We start from the raw sequence: 14,260 nt of genomic DNA, 5'->3' as shown, positions 1-14,260 counted from the left end.
GCCCATGATCAAGAGCGATTTCCGGGTCGAACCCGCCGATTACCAGGCCGATTTCCAGGACCTGCGCCTGGTCCGGGAAACCGTGTTCGTGCTCGAACAGCAGGTCCCGATCGAGGAAGAATGGGACGAGCTCGACCCGCACTGCCGCCACGTGCTGGCCCGCGACAACCAGCACCGCGCCATCGGCACCGGCCGCCTCACCCCGGAACGCAAGATCGGCCGCATGGCCGTGCTGCCCGAATGGCGCGGCAAGGGCGTCGGCGACGCCATGCTGCAGGCCCTGATGGACCAGGCCCGGGCCCAGGGCTGGCCCGAAGTCACCCTCAACGCCCAGGTCAGCGCCGAACGTTTTTACGCGCGCCACGGCTTCGTGCCCTACGGCGAACGTTTCATGGAGGCTGGCATCGAACACCAGGCCATGCGCCGCACGCTCGAGCCACTGCTTCCACCCGAACGCCAGACCCACGCCGTTCGCGGCCCATCGGTGCCGGTGCAGGAATTCGACAGCCTGGCCGCCGCCACCGACGCCACCCTGGCCCTGGTGCAGTCGGCGCGGCGCGAACTCTGGCTCTACAGCCGCGACCTGGAGCCGGCCCTGTACGCGCAGCCGGCCGTGCTCGAGGCCTTCAAGCAGTTCGCCATCGCCGGGCGCGGCGGCGTGGTGCAGATCCTTAGTGCAGGAACCCGCCACCGTGCAGGGCAGCGGCCATCCGCTGCTGGCCCTGGCCCAGCGCATGAGCACCGCCTTCCAGTTCCGCACGCCCACCGACCCGGTGGACCAGCAATATCCCTCGGCCTTCCTCGCCAACGACCGTGACGGTTACCTGTTCCGTCTGCTGGGCAGCCGCTTCGACGGCGACTGGAGTCCGGCTCAGCCGGCGCGTGCGCGCCAGCTGGCCGAACATTTCGGCCGGGTCTGGGAACGTTCGCGACCCTGCACCGAGCTGCGCGTGCTGGGCATCTGAGCACCGGGTCCACCTGAATCGCGCCGCACCGGCACGCCGGTTGTGACCAAAGCAGGGGTCGAAAGCCCTGCCGGCGGCCCGGGATCGTGTTCTAAAGCCCGTCCGTGCCGGCTATAATCGCGGGCCTTGTCGCCGCCCACCGACGGCACGCGACATCCCATTCCATCAATCACTTACCCGCCTTCGGCGGGCCAGGCCAGGGTCGTGGATAGTCTGATCAAGCAGTTCAAGCAGACCTCTCAACTAGCCGGCGGCAACGCCGCCTTCATCGAAGACCTGTACGAGCAGTACCTGGTCGATCCCGACAGCGTTCCCGCGACCTGGAAAACCTACTTCGACGGCTTCAAGGGCCGCGAAGCCGGCGACGTGCCGCACTCGGCCGTGATGGCCCGGGTCCAGGCCGCCGCCCGCGCCGGCGCACCGGCCGGCACGATGGACGACGAGACCGCGCGCAAGCAGGCCGCCGTCGGCAAGCTCATCACCGCCTACCGCTCGCGCGGCCACCTGGGTGCGAAGCTCGACCCGCTGGGCATGATGGCCAAGCAGGACGCGCCCGACCTGGAGCTGGCCTTCCACGGCCTGTCCGAGGCCGACCTGGACCAGGAATTCACCGCCGACACCTGGTTCCCGGAAAAGAAGCTCAAGCTTCGCGAACTGCTGGCCCGGCTGCGCGCGTCCTACTCGGGCAGCATCGGCGCCGAGTTCATGCATATTTCCGACGCCAACCAGCGTCGCTGGATGCACCAGCGCCTGGAAAGCGCGGCCGGCAGGTACGGCTTCGACGCCGACGTGAAGAAGCGCCTGCTCGAGCGCGTCACCGCCGCCGAGGGCCTGGAACGCTACCTGCACACCAAGTACGTCGGCCAGAAGCGCTTCTCGCTGGAAGGCGGCGACTCGCTGATCCCGCTGATGGACGTACTGGTCCGCCGCGGCGGCAGCGACGGCATCCGGGACGTCGTGGTCGGCATGGCCCACCGCGGCCGCCTCAACGTGCTGGTCAACACCCTGGGCAAGCCGCCGCTCAAGCTGTTCGCCGAGTTCGAGGGCAAGTTCGACCACCCGGAAGATCCCGCGCACAGCGGCGACGTGAAGTACCACATGGGCTTCTCCGCCGACGTCGCCACGCCAGGCGGCCCGGTGCACGTGGCGCTGGCCTTCAACCCCTCGCACCTGGAGATCGTCGACCCGGTCGTGGCCGGTTCGGTGCGCGCGCGCCAGATGCGCCGCGAGGACGGCAAGCGCCAGCAGGTGCTGCCGGTGCTGATCCATGGCGACGCGGCGTTCGCGGGCCAGGGCGTGATCATGGAGCTGTTCCAGATGTCGCAGGCCCGCGGTTTCGCGGTCGGCGGCACGGTGCACATCGTCATCAACAACCAGGTCGGCTTCACCATCAGCCGCCAGGACGATGCGCGCTCCACCTTCTACTGCACCGATCCGGCCAAGATCATCGGCGCGCCGGTGCTGCACGTGAACGGCGACGACCCGGAGGCCGTGGCCTTCTGCGCCCAGCTGGCCTTCGACTTCCGCAAGGAATTCCGCCGCGACGTGGTGATCGACCTGGTCTGCTACCGCCGCCACGGCCACAACGAGGCCGACGAGCCGGCGGCCACGCAGCCGCTGATGTACCAGAACATCCGCGCCCGCAAGACCACGCGCGAGCTCTACGCCGAGCAGCTGGTGGCCGAGGGCGTGATCGATGCCGCCGGCGCCAGGGCACTGGTGGACACCTATCGCGACACGCTCGACAAGGGCGAAGTCACCACCGAGCTGGCCAAGGTCGGCGGTGACCCCTTCGCAGTGGACTGGACACCGTGGCTGGACGGCAAGCTGTCGGACGCGGTCGCCACCGGCCTCAAGCGCCCGGTGCTGGAAGGGCTTGCGGCCCGCATCAATACGCTGCCGGAAAACCTGAAACTGCACCCGCGCGTGGCCAAGATCTACGACGACCGCCGCAAGATGATGACCGGCGAGATCCCGATGGACTGGGGCTTCGCCGAGAACCTGGCCTACGCCAGCCTGTTGTCGGAAGGCTACAAGCTGCGCCTGGTCGGCCAGGACGCCGGCCGCGGCACCTTCTTCCACCGCCACGCGGTGCTGCACGACCAGGCCACCGGCGAGTCCACCCTGCCGCTGCGCGGACTGGCAGCCAATCCCGAACACGTGATGATCATCGACTCGCTGCTCAGCGAGGAAGCGGTGATGGCCTTCGAGTACGGCTACGCCACCGCCGAGCCGACCACGCTCAACATCTGGGAAGGCCAGTTCGGCGATTTCGCCAACGGCGCCCAGGTGGTGATCGACCAGTTCATCACCTCCGGCGAGTCCAAGTGGGACCGCCTGTGCGGCCTGGTGCTGTTCCTGCCGCATGGTTACGAAGGACAGGGCCCGGAACACAGCTCGGCGCGCCTGGAACGTTTCCTGCAGCTGTGCGCGCTCGACAACATCCAGGTCTGCACGCCGACCAGCCCGGCGCAGATGTTCCACATGCTGCGCCGGCAGATGCTGCGCGCCACCCGCAAGCCGCTGGTGGTGATGACGCCCAAGTCCATGCTGCGCCACAAGCTGTCGGTCTCGAGCTACGACGACCTGGTCAAGGGCGAATTCCAGAACCTGATCCCGGACAGCACCGCCAAGGACGCCAAGAAGACCAGGCGTGTCGTCGTCTGCGGCGGCAAGGTCTATTACGACCTGGTCGAGGCCGCCGAAGCGAAGAAGATCACCGACGTCGCCATCGTGCGCGTCGAGCAGCTCTACCCGTTCCCGCGCCCGGAGCTGGCGGCCGAACTCAAGCGTTTCTCCGGCGCCAGCGAAGTCGTGTGGTGCCAGGAAGAACCGATGAACCAGGGCGCCTGGTACCAGATCCGCCACCACCTCGACTTCTGCCTGGGCAAGGGCCAGTCGCTGAGCTACGCCGGGCGCTCGCGTTCGGCCGCGCCGGCCGCCGGCCACCTGAGCACGCACAACGTCGAACAGGCGAAGCTGATCGAGGACGCCCTCGTCAACCCGCCCATCAACCACACCGCCGAATAACCCCATTCCAAGCCACAGGACCTCGTCCATGAGCATCGAAGTCAAAGTGCCGGTCCTTCCGGAATCCGTGTCCGACGCCACCATCGCCACCTGGCACAAGAAGGCCGGCGACAGCGTCCGTCGTGACGAGAACCTGCTCGACCTCGAAACCGACAAGGTGGTGCTGGAAGTGCCCTCGCCGGTCGACGGCGTGATCAAGGAACTCAAGTTCAAGGAAGGCGACACCGTCACCAGCCAGCAGATCGTGGCTATCATCGAGGAAGGTGCGGTCGCCGCCGCGCCTGCCCCGGCCGCTGCGGCGCCTGCCGCGGCTCCGGCAGCTGCCCCCGCCAAGGCCGCCGCTCCCGCGCCTGCCGCGAAGACCGGCAGCAGCGAACTGCCGCCGGGCGCCGCGGCCCACGCCGCCCGCAACGACGTCAACCCGGCCGATGTCGCCGGCACCGGCCGTGGCGGCCGCGTGACCAAGGAAGACGTGGTCAACCACATCAAGGTCGGCGGCGGCGCCCGTCCCGAGCAGCGCGTGCCGATGACCCGCATCCGCCAGCGCATCGCCGAACGCATGATGCAGTCCAAGAACTCCATCGCCATGCTGACCTCGTTCAACGAGGTCAACCTGGGCAAGGTCATGGCCATGCGCAAGGAGCTGGGCGAGCCGTTCGAGAAGACCCACGGCATCAAGCTCGGCTTCATGAGCTTCTTCGCCAAGGCCGCCGCCAACGCGCTGCAGAAGCATCCGATCGTGAACTCCTCGGTCGACGGCAACGACGTGATCTACCACGGCTACGCCGACATCTCGATTGCGGTCGCCACCGAAAAGGGCCTGGTCACGCCGGTGCTGCGCAACGTCGAGAACATGTCCTTCGCCGACGTCGAGGAATCGATCGCCGGTTACGCCAAGGCGGCCCGCGAGGGTGGCCTCAAGCTCGAGGACCTGCAGGGCGGCACCTTCACCATCACCAACGGCGGCACCTTCGGTTCGCTGATGTCCACGCCCATCGTCAACCCGCCGCAGTCGGCCATCCTGGGCATGCACGCCATCAAGGAGCGCCCGATCGCCGAGAACGGCCAGGTCGTGATCGCGCCGATGATGTACATCGCGCTGTCCTACGACCACCGCATCATCGACGGCAAGGACGCGGTGCTGTTCCTGGTGGACATCAAGAACCAGCTGGAAAACCCGCACCGGATGCTGCTGGGGCTGTAAGGCCCACCCCATCCCGGCCTTCCCCGCAAGCGGGGAAGGAGTCCCACCGACAAGGAATTCCGCAATGTCTGAGCAATACGACGTCGTCGTCATCGGTGCCGGCCCTGCCGGTTACCACGCCGCCATCCGCGCCGCGCAGCTGGGCCTGAAGACCGCCTGCATCGACGCCGCGCTGGGCAAGGACGGCAAGCCGGCCCTGGGCGGCACCTGCCTGCGCGTGGGTTGCGTGCCGTCCAAGGCGCTGCTCGACAGCTCGCGCCAGTACTGGAACATGCAGCACCTGTTCGGCGAACACGGCATCACGGCCAAGGACGCGAAGATCGACATCGGCACGATGGTCGGCCGCAAGGACAAGATCGTGAAGCAGTTCACGGGCGGCATCGCCATGCTGTTCAAGGCGAACAAGATCACGCCCTACTACGGCTTCGGCACCCTGCACCCGAACAAGGTGGTCAAGGTGAAGCAGCACGACGGCAGCGAGGTCGAGCTGCAGGGCAAGCACGTCGTCATCGCCGCCGGTTCGGATTCGATCGAACTGCCGTTCGCCAAGTTCGATGGCAAGCACATCGTGGACAACGTCGGCGCGCTCGACTTCACCGAAGTGCCCAAGCGCCTGGGCGTGATCGGCGCCGGCGTGATCGGCCTCGAGCTCGGCAGCGTGTGGAAGCGCCTCGGCGCCGAGGTCACCATCCTCGAGGCCCTGCCCGACTTCCTGGCCGCGGCCGACGCCGAAGTGGCCAAGCTCGCCCTGCGCGAGTTCAAGAAGCAGGGCCTGGAGATCAAGCTCGGAGCCAAGGTCAGCAAGGCCGAGGTCAAGAAGGACGGCGTGCACCTGACCTACAACGACGGCAAGGCCGACCAGTCGATCGTGGTCGACAAGCTGCTCGTGTCAGTCGGCCGCCGCGCGGCGACCAAGGGCCTGCTGGCGGAAGGCACCGGCGTGAAGGTCGATGCCCGCGGCATGGTCGAAGTGGACGAACACTGCTTCACCGGCGTCGAAGGCATCTGGGCGGTCGGCGACTGCGTGCGCGGCCCGATGCTGGCGCACAAGGGCTTCGAGGAAGGCATCGCGGTGGCGGAACTCATCGCCGGCCTGCCGGGCCACGTCAACCTCGACACCGTGCCCTGGGTCATCTACACCGAGCCGGAAATCGCCTGGGTCGGCAAGACCGAGCAGCAGCTCAAGGCCGAAGGCATTCCGTACAAGACCGGCAGCTTCCCGTTCGCCGCCATCGCCCGCGCCGTCGCCATGGGCGAGCCGGCCGGCTTCGTGAAGGTGATCGCGCACGAGGAAACCGACCGCATCCTGGGCATGCACCTGGTCGGCGTCGGTGTGTCCGAGCTGGTGCACGAAGGCGTGCTGGCGATGGAATTCCACGGCTCCGCCGAGGACCTGGCCCGCATCTGCCACGCCCACCCGACCCTGTCGGAAGCCATCCACGACGCCGCCATGGCGGTGGACAAGCGCGCGATCCACAAGGCCAACTGATCGCGGTATCCGCTGCGAGAGGCGCCCCCGGGCGCCTCTTGTCGTTTCAGCACCCCGAGGGCCACGCCATGACCGTTCCCGCCTCATTCCGCGCCTTCCGCATCCATGAAGACGGCGGCCATCGCGCCGGTATCGAGTCAATCTCGCTCGACGATCTCTCGCCCGGCGAAGTGGTGGTCAAGGCCGAATGGTCCAGCGTGAACTACAAGGACGCGCTGGCCGGCACGGGCAGCGGCAAGATCCTGCGGCGTTTCCCGCTGGTGGGTGGCATCGACGTGGCCGGCCGCGTCGTCGCCTCGACCGATGCGCGTTTCAAGGAAGGCGACGCGGTGCTGTGCACCGGCAGCGGCCTGTCGGAAACCCGCGACGGCGGCTATTCCGAATTCGTGCGCCTGCCGGCCGAGTGGACCATTCCCCTGCCCGCCGGCCTGACGACACGCGAAGCGATGGTGCTGGGCACCGCCGGTTTCACCGCCGGCCTGTCGCTGCTGCGCATGGAAATGAACGGCCAGACGCCCGGCATGGGCCCGGTGGTGGTCACCGGCGCCACCGGCGGCGTCGGCTCGCTGGCGATCGACATCCTGACCCGCGCCGGTTACGAGGCGCATGCGATTTCCGGCAAACCCGAGCACGCCGACTTCCTGCGCCGCCTCGGCGCACGCGAGATCTTCCCGCGCGACACGCTCGACAGCGCGAAACGCCCGCTGGAGAACGCCCGCTGGGCCGGCGCCATAGACAACGTCGGCGACCCGGCACTGGCGGCCCTCACCCGCGTCATCCAGCCCTACGGCAACATCGCCAGCTGCGGCCTGGCCGGCGGCCATGGCCTCGCAACAACTGTGATGCCTTTCATAATCCGGGGCGTGTCCCTGCTCGGCATCGCCTCGGCCGGCACCGCCCGGGGCCAGCGCGAGCAGGTCTGGGAACGCCTCTCCGGCGCCTGGAAACCCGCCCATCTGGACGCCATCTGCACCCGCGAGAGCACGCTGGACGGGCTTCCCGGCGTTTTCCCGACCATGCTGGCAGGCGGATCCTTCGGACGAACGGTCGTCCGGCTCTGACTTCGGCTTGCACCCTGACCGCCCCCCGGCATACAATCACCTACCTGTTGGAGGCCCATTCATGGCACGCATCCTGATCGTCGACGATTCCCCGTCCCAACTGATGGGCATGAAGCGCATTGTTGAGAAACTGGGCCACGAAGCCCTCACCGCCGAAGACGGCGCCGCCGGCGTCGAAGCCGCCAAGGCCCAGAAGCCCGACCTGATCCTGATGGACGTGGTGATGCCGAACCTCAACGGGTTCCAGGCCACCCGCGCCATCTCGAAGGAAGCGACCACGGCCCACATCCCCATCGTCCTGGTGACCACCAAGGACCAGGAGACCGACAAGGTCTGGGGCATGCGCCAGGGCGCCAAGGCTTACATCACCAAGCCCTTCAACGAAAACCAGCTGATCGATGTCATCAACGGCCTGCTGGCCGGCGGTTGATGCAGTCCGGTTCCAGATGAAAAGGCCCGCGCAAGCGGGCCTTTTTCTTGCCTGCGGCTCAGGCCCGGTCCGGATCGAAATCGAAGGCCTCGGCCATCTGCCGGTACAGCGCCTTCTGTGCGTCGGTCTCGGCGCGCGGCGCCCGCACTTCGATCTCGACGATCTGGTCGCCCGCCGCCGGTTTGCCCGGCAGCCCGCGGCCGCGCAGGCGCAGCTTGCGGCCCGTGTCGGAATCCGGCGGCACCCGCAGCGCCACCGCACCGCCCAGGGTGGGTACGCTGACGCTGGCGCCCAGGGCGGCTTGCCACGGCGCCAGCGGCAGCGTGTAAAGCACGTTGCGGCCGTCCACCTCGAATTCGCCGTGCGGCCGGTAGTCGATCTCGAGCAGCAGGTCCGACGCCTTGCCGCCGCCACGCCGCCCCTGGCCGGCCAGGCGGATCACCTGGCCCGGGGCGATGCCCGCCGGCACGTTCACTTCCAGGTGCGACCGTCCACGCTGATGCGCTGCTTGCCGCCGGTGTAGGCCTGCTCCAGCGAGATCGCCAGCTTGGCGCGCACATCACCCTGCGGCGGCTGCGCCCGTCCGGCGCGACCGCCGCCGAACAGTGATTCGAAGAAGTCGCTGAAACCGCCACCGCTGCCGAAATCCTGTTCGAAGCGGAAGCCGCCGCCACCAAAACCGCCCTGGCCGAATCCCGGTGGGGGCGGAATTCTTCGCCGGGACGATAGCCGTGGGCCCGCAACTGGTCGTACTCGGCGCGTTTTTCCTGTCGCGCAGCACCTCGTAGGCCTCGTTGACGGCCTTGAAGCGCTCTTCGGCACCCGATTCCTTGCTCACGTCCGGGTGGTACTTGCGCGCCAGGCGGCGGTAGGCGGTCTTGATCTCCGCCTCGCCGGCCGTGGGCTCCACGCCCAGGGGTTTCGTAGTAGTCCTTGAACTGCATCGTCTGCCTCTGGCAAAGGAAAACCCGCGGTCATGCCGCGGGTCGATTGTACGCTCCGGCCCGCGCCGCCCCGTGCAAACGGGGCGGCGGGCATCCCGCCGCGGCGGCCTTCCCTGGCCGCCGTGCCGGGATCACTGCACCTGGATACGGCGCGGCGTGGTCTCGGGCCGCTTGGGGATGCTGATCTCAAGCACGCCGTGCTTGCCCGCGGCGGTGATGCCTTCGGGGTTGGCGCTGTCGGGCAGCGCGAAGCGGCGGTAAAAGACGCCGTGCGCGCGCTCGATGCGCGAATAGCGGTCGCCCTGGGCCGCCGACTCGGTCTGGCGCTCACCCTTGATGGACAGGATGCCCTTGTCCATCTGCACTTCGATCGCATTCGGGTCCACGCCCGGCAGGTCGGCGAAGATCAGGAAACGGTCGGCTTCTTCCTTGATGTCCACGCGCGGCACCCACTGGCTGGTGACCACGCTGGAGGCGTCGGTGTCGTCGCCGCTGAGGAACTTGTCGAACACCTGCTTGATCTCGTCCTGCAGGGCGCGCGGGTTGCTGGCGGTATAGCGGATAAGGCTCATGTCTGGTCTCCGTGGCTGCAGCGGCACCGGGCCGCCATGCACGGAAAAATAGGGCCGCCACGCCGGGCTTCAAGGCGTTGAAATCACGGCGTGCGACCCCATCCCGGACCGATTCGCCCGCCCGAATGCCCACGCGACCGGCGCAGCGGTTACGGGAGTTGGCCGCTGCGCCGGGCGTAGACCTGGGTGTGGGCGACGACGTTGCCGCCACTGCCGTCGTTGGGGGTGGTGATGGCCTTCGCCACGGCCTGGTCGCCGTCCAGGCGCAGGTGCACGTAACCCCAGATCAGGCCCTCGGCGTAGTGCGTGGTGAGTTCCGGATTGGCCCTGGCCTGGTGCGCCATGAACCAGGTGTTGAGGGGACGGTGCTTGGCGGCGGCGCCCGACACGATCTGCGGCAGCGGCGGCAGCGCCTCGCCCGGCACGGCGGCGGCGCAGCTGTCGCTGTGCAGCTCCACCGTGTGTTCGTGGCCGGCCACGTACATGTCGGCGTAACGGCACAGCGACGGCAGGATGATCCGGCGCAGCACCCGCGCCTGCTCGAATTTGCTGCCCGAGGACGACCACAGCGGGTGGTGGCCGACGACGATCTTCCAGCGTGCATCGGAGTCGCGCAGTGATCGCTCCAGCCAGGCCGCCATCCCGCGCTCGGCTTCGTTCTGCGGTTTGGCCCATGGCTTGGGTTCGTCGATCTCGTGGGGCGGCAGTTCGCTGCCGTCGTCGGCCAGCTCGGCCTCGTACACGGTGGTGCCGGCCAGCATCACTTCGGTGTCGATGACGAACAGTTCGACCTCGCCCCTGCCTGCCGGCGGTTTCACCCGGTAGAAGATGCCGTCCATGTAGAACGGGCGGGTCTTCGAGAGATAGTCCACTTCCGCCATCGCCGCCTCGCGCGAGGTGCGCCAGTCGTGGTTGCCCAGGGTGGCGTAGATGCGGAAATCCTCGCCCAGCGTCACGAAATTCCGGTACGGCGCCAGCAGGATGTCGTCGAAACGTTTGCCGTCGTCGCGGCCGTCCGCGCCGCCTGTGGGGCCGTCCGGGTAGATGTTGTCGCCCAGCATGGCGCCGGCATCGCAGCCTTCGCTGCGGCAGTACGCCTCCATCGCGTCGGCCACCAGGGTGATGCCGGTGGCGGCGACATAGCCGCCGGTCGCCGGCAGCCGCACCAGGGACGAGGGCGTGAAGTCGTCCGGCGGGCGCTTGTCCTCCAGCCACTCCTCGCGTTCGAGCGCGATGGCCTGCTCGAGCGTGCGCGGCGGATCGATGTCCTCGGGGTCCATGTAGTCGAGGTGGTAACCGTGGTCACCGAACAGCACCAGCGAGAACGGCTGCGCCGGCGGCTCGGCTTCCGGCCCGGCCACCTGGCCGCCACCCGTGCCGGCGCAGCCGGCCAGCAGCGCCAGCAGGGCGATTGCCGCGAGCGGGCGCAGGCGAAGGGACGAAGGGGCAAAGCCGGCGTCGCGGATTGTCATGGGTGGGTCTCCTGGCGTTGCGTCGAGCCTGGCAGCGACGCCCTGACAGGGAACTTACTGCAGTCGTCAGGTCATCGTCAGCCTGGGCCGCCGCGACCGTCCGTGCCCGCTAGAATGGCCTCCCCACCCCACGCCACGGAGCACCCCATGACCATCCAGGTCGGCGACAAGATTCCCCAGGCCATTCTCAATGAACTCAAGGACGGCGTGCAGGCTGTTGATACCAGCGAGCTGTTCGCCGGCAGGAAGGTCGTGCTGTTCGCGGTGCCGGGCGCGTTCACGCCGACCTGTTCGGCCAAGCACCTGCCGGGTTACGTCGAGAAGGCCGCCGAGTTCGAGAAGCGCGGCATCGAAGTGGCCTGCCTCTCGGTCAATGACGCCTTCGTGATGGGCGCCTGGGCCAAGGACCAGAACGTGCCGGCCGGCATCCACATGCTCGCCGACGGCAATGGCGCCTTCACCCAGGCCCCGGGCCTGCAGCTCGACGCCACCGCCTTCGGCATGGGCCTGCGCGCCAAGCGTTTCGCGCTGTACGCCGAGGACGGCGTGGTCAGGCAGCTGCATGTCGAGGCGCCGGGCGAGTTCAAGGTTTCGGCGGCCGATTACGTGCTCGAACACCTGGCCTGATCGCGATCAGCGAACAAAACGATGGGCGGCTTCGGCCGCCCATTTTTTTGCTCAGCGCAGCACGCGCAGATTGAGCTCGGCCCAGGCGCCGGTGTCGGCGAGTGCGGTGATGCGCTGTTCGCCGGGTTCGTCGAAGGCGTGGGTCCAGGCGCGGCCGCCGCGGCTTTCGCCGGCCAGGCGGCCGTTCACCAGCCAGCGCACGCGGGCTTCGGTGCCCAGTGCGCGCAGGCGCAGCGTGGGCGGCTTGGTGCTGCCGGGTGCACGCGCGAGACGGCTGCCTTCGCCCGGGCCTTCGATGCGCAGGTTTTCCATCGCCTCCAGTGCATCGGGCGCGCAGTCGGCGGCCAACGCTGGGATCGCACTGGCACGGCGGGTCGCGGCGGGCAGCCACGGATAGGACAGGCCGGGCCAGCGTGCAACTTCGATTTTCCGGCGCGCATGACTGGATGTGCATGAAGCCGACAGTCGGCGCCCGCTGCGCGCGTCCACCTCCAGCACCAACCGGCCGCTGCCCCAGAGTCGTGAATCACGTTCCGGCAGGGTCGGCGGCAGCACGCCGGCCAGCGAGTAGGCCTCACGTTTTTCGTGGCACAGGCCAGGCAACGCGGGATCCGGCGGCAGGCCCAGCGGCCAGCAGATATCGAGCTTCTGCACGCTTTCCGGCAGGCGTCCGCGACTTTGCGCAGGCGCACGCGGCAGGCTGTCCACCACTTCGAACAGCAGCGGCAGCGCGGTGATCGCGCCGTACTGCCCCGGCAACGGCGTACCGTCCGGCCGCCCGACCCAGACACCCACGGTGTAACGCGCGGTGCCGCCCAGCGCCCAGGCGTCGCGGAAGCCGTAGCTGGTGCCGGTTTTCCAGGCCACGCGCGGGCGGCCGCTGGTGTCGAAGCTGTGCTCGCGCTGGCCGGGGCGACCATGCTGTTCCAGGATTTCGCGCACGATCCAGGCCGCGCCCGGCGACAGCAGCCGGCGTTCCTGCAGGGGCGTATCGGGGCGGTAACGCACCGGCCCTGCCAGCCCGTCGCGGTTGAGCGCGGCGTAGGCACCCACCAGTTCCTCCAGCCGGGTGCCGGTGCCCCCGAGGATGATCGACAGGTTGGGTTTCGCGCCGCGTGGCAGCCGCAGCGTCAGGCCGGCGTGCGCCAGGCGCGCGGCAAAACGTTCCGGGCCCAGGCGGTCGAGCAGGTCCACCGCCGGCACGTTCAAGGACAGCCGCAGCGCCTCGGCCACCGACACCGGTCCATTGAAGGCAGGGTCGAAATTCGCCGGCCGGTAGTCGCCGAAACTCTGCGGCGCGTCCACCAGCAGGCTTTCCGAATGCACCAGGCCGTCGTCCATGGCCAGGCCGTAGAGGAAGGGCTTGAGCGTCGAACCCGGCGAACGCGTGGCCCGCACCATGTCCACGTGGCCCAGGCGCGCGGCGTCCCCGAACTCGAGCGAGCCGACGTAGGCACGGGCCTGCAGGGTCTGGTTGTCCACGACCAACAAGGCTGCGGAAGTCCGCTCGGGCAATCGCGAAAAATACGCCGCGACGCGCTGCTCCAGGCTGCGCTGCAGGTTGGCGTCGAGCGTGCTGGTGATGCGCGCCTGGCCAGGGTTATCCGCGCGCAGGCGCTGCGCCAACAGCGCGGCCGACATTGGCGGCTGCAGGCGGCGCGACACCACCGGTTCGATACGGGCATCGGCGACCTGGGCCTGGCTCCAAACGCCACGCGTGGCCATCCGTGCCAGCACCTTGTCGCGGGCCGCGCGTGCGGCTTCCGGGTGCCGGTCAGGGCGCAGCCGGCTGGGCGCCTGCGGCAGCACGGCCAGCAGTGCCGCCTCGGCCTGCGACAGGTTTTTCGCGGGTTTGCCCAGGTAGGCCCAGCTCGCCGCCTCCACGCCTTCGATGGTGCCGCCGAAGGGCGCGTGGTTGAGGTACAGCGTCAGGATCTCGTCCTTGGAATAGCGCCACTCCAACTGCAGCGCGCGCAGGCCCTGGCGCAGCTTGCCGCCGGCAGTGCGCGAGTGCGGTTCGAGGATGCGCGCCACCTGCATGGTCAACGTCGAACCACCGGACACCACGCGGCCGTTCGCCAGCCACTGGCCGCCGGCACGCAGCAGGGCCACGGGATTCACGCCGGGGTGCCGGCGGAACCAGCGGTCCTCGTAGGTGATCAATGCGTCGAGGTAATGCGGCGATACCTGGTCCGGCGTGACCGGATAACGCCAGACACCCTCGCGGTCGGCGAAGGCGCGCAGCGGGGTGCCGTCGGCCGCCAGCACCACGGTGCCGTTGTCGCCGGCCGGTGGCAGCGGTGGTGGGAAAACCCGGTCGAGCAGCAGGAGCGCGACGAACAATACGGGCAAGGCCAACGCAAACCTGCGCAGGAACCGGCGCCAACGACCCTCCCGTCCGGCTGCGGTTCCCTTGCCGGCGACCCGCGCGGAACGCGGATCGCCGGTGGCCCTGCCCGCGTCCAT

11 protein-coding genes and 1 pseudogene are annotated in these 14,260 nt (G+C 68.6%); 8 read left to right on the top strand and 4 right to left on the bottom strand.

Annotation, left to right across the window (positions count from 1 at the left end):
* The first annotated feature begins 4 nt into the window (after positions 1–4).
* From FRZ33_RS09570 to FRZ33_RS09545, 7 genes are all read left to right on the top strand, one after another.
* Positions 5–817: a GNAT family N-acetyltransferase gene (locus tag FRZ33_RS09570; RefSeq protein ID WP_227977751.1), complete on the top strand. Its 813-nt coding sequence runs from the start codon at positions 5–7 to the stop codon at positions 815–817.
* Positions 735–965, top strand: coding sequence for a DUF7931 domain-containing protein (locus tag FRZ33_RS16260; protein ID WP_484463043.1), 231 nt, complete (start codon positions 735–737; stop codon positions 963–965). Before FRZ33_RS09570 ends, FRZ33_RS16260 begins: the two co-directional genes overlap by 83 nt.
* 204 nt (positions 966–1,169) lie before the next feature.
* Positions 1,170–3,995, top strand: coding sequence for a 2-oxoglutarate dehydrogenase E1 component (locus FRZ33_RS09565; protein WP_146909304.1), 2,826 nt, complete (start codon positions 1,170–1,172; stop codon positions 3,993–3,995).
* A gap of 28 nt (positions 3,996–4,023) precedes the next feature.
* Positions 4,024–5,199 carry a dihydrolipoyllysine-residue succinyltransferase gene (gene sucB / locus FRZ33_RS09560; RefSeq protein ID WP_146909302.1) on the top strand — a complete coding sequence of 392 codons (1,176 nt, stop codon included), beginning with the start codon at positions 4,024–4,026 and terminating at the stop codon, positions 5,197–5,199.
* 64 nt (positions 5,200–5,263) lie between these two features.
* Positions 5,264–6,688, top strand: coding sequence for a dihydrolipoyl dehydrogenase (lpdA, locus tag FRZ33_RS09555; RefSeq protein WP_146909301.1), 1,425 nt, complete (start codon positions 5,264–5,266; stop codon positions 6,686–6,688).
* Between the two features lie 68 nt (positions 6,689–6,756).
* The gene (locus tag FRZ33_RS09550; RefSeq protein WP_146909299.1) at positions 6,757–7,749 is read left to right on the top strand and encodes a YhdH/YhfP family quinone oxidoreductase; all 993 of its coding nucleotides are present in this window, start codon (positions 6,757–6,759) and stop codon (positions 7,747–7,749) included.
* 61 nt (positions 7,750–7,810) lie between these two features.
* A complete protein-coding gene (locus FRZ33_RS09545) occupies positions 7,811–8,179 on the top strand; it encodes a response regulator (RefSeq protein ID WP_146909297.1) in 369 nt (122 codons plus the stop codon).
* 58 nt (positions 8,180–8,237) lie between these two features.
* Here FRZ33_RS09545 and FRZ33_RS09540 read toward each other — a convergent pair.
* From FRZ33_RS09540 to FRZ33_RS09530, 3 genes and pseudogenes are all read right to left on the bottom strand, one after another.
* Positions 8,238–9,123: pseudogene (locus FRZ33_RS09540) on the bottom strand (DnaJ C-terminal domain-containing protein).
* A gap of 131 nt (positions 9,124–9,254) precedes the next feature.
* Positions 9,255–9,695, bottom strand: coding sequence for an Hsp20/alpha crystallin family protein (locus tag FRZ33_RS09535; RefSeq protein ID WP_146909295.1), 441 nt, complete (start codon positions 9,693–9,695; stop codon positions 9,255–9,257).
* 149 nt (positions 9,696–9,844) lie between these two features.
* Positions 9,845–11,167: a metallophosphoesterase gene (locus FRZ33_RS09530; protein WP_146909293.1), complete on the bottom strand. Its 1,323-nt coding sequence runs from the start codon at positions 11,165–11,167 to the stop codon at positions 9,845–9,847.
* A gap of 147 nt (positions 11,168–11,314) precedes the next feature.
* Here FRZ33_RS09530 and FRZ33_RS09525 point away from each other — a divergent pair, with 147 nt between their 5' ends.
* The gene (locus FRZ33_RS09525) at positions 11,315–11,794 is read left to right on the top strand and encodes a peroxiredoxin (protein ID WP_146909291.1); all 480 of its coding nucleotides are present in this window, start codon (positions 11,315–11,317) and stop codon (positions 11,792–11,794) included.
* Positions 11,795–11,845: 51 nt separating this feature from the next.
* Here FRZ33_RS09525 and pbpC read toward each other — a convergent pair whose 3' ends face one another.
* On the bottom strand, positions 11,846–14,260 hold the full coding sequence (gene pbpC / locus FRZ33_RS09520) for a penicillin-binding protein 1C (RefSeq protein ID WP_146909290.1): 2,415 nt from the start codon (positions 14,258–14,260) through the stop codon (positions 11,846–11,848).

The sequence above is a fragment of the Arenimonas daejeonensis genome (genome assembly GCF_007993735.1).
GTDB lineage: Bacteria > Pseudomonadota > Gammaproteobacteria > Xanthomonadales > Xanthomonadaceae > Arenimonas > Arenimonas daejeonensis.
Note: the sequence above shows the minus strand (reverse complement) of the source record. Positions and strands in the feature narration are given on the sequence as shown.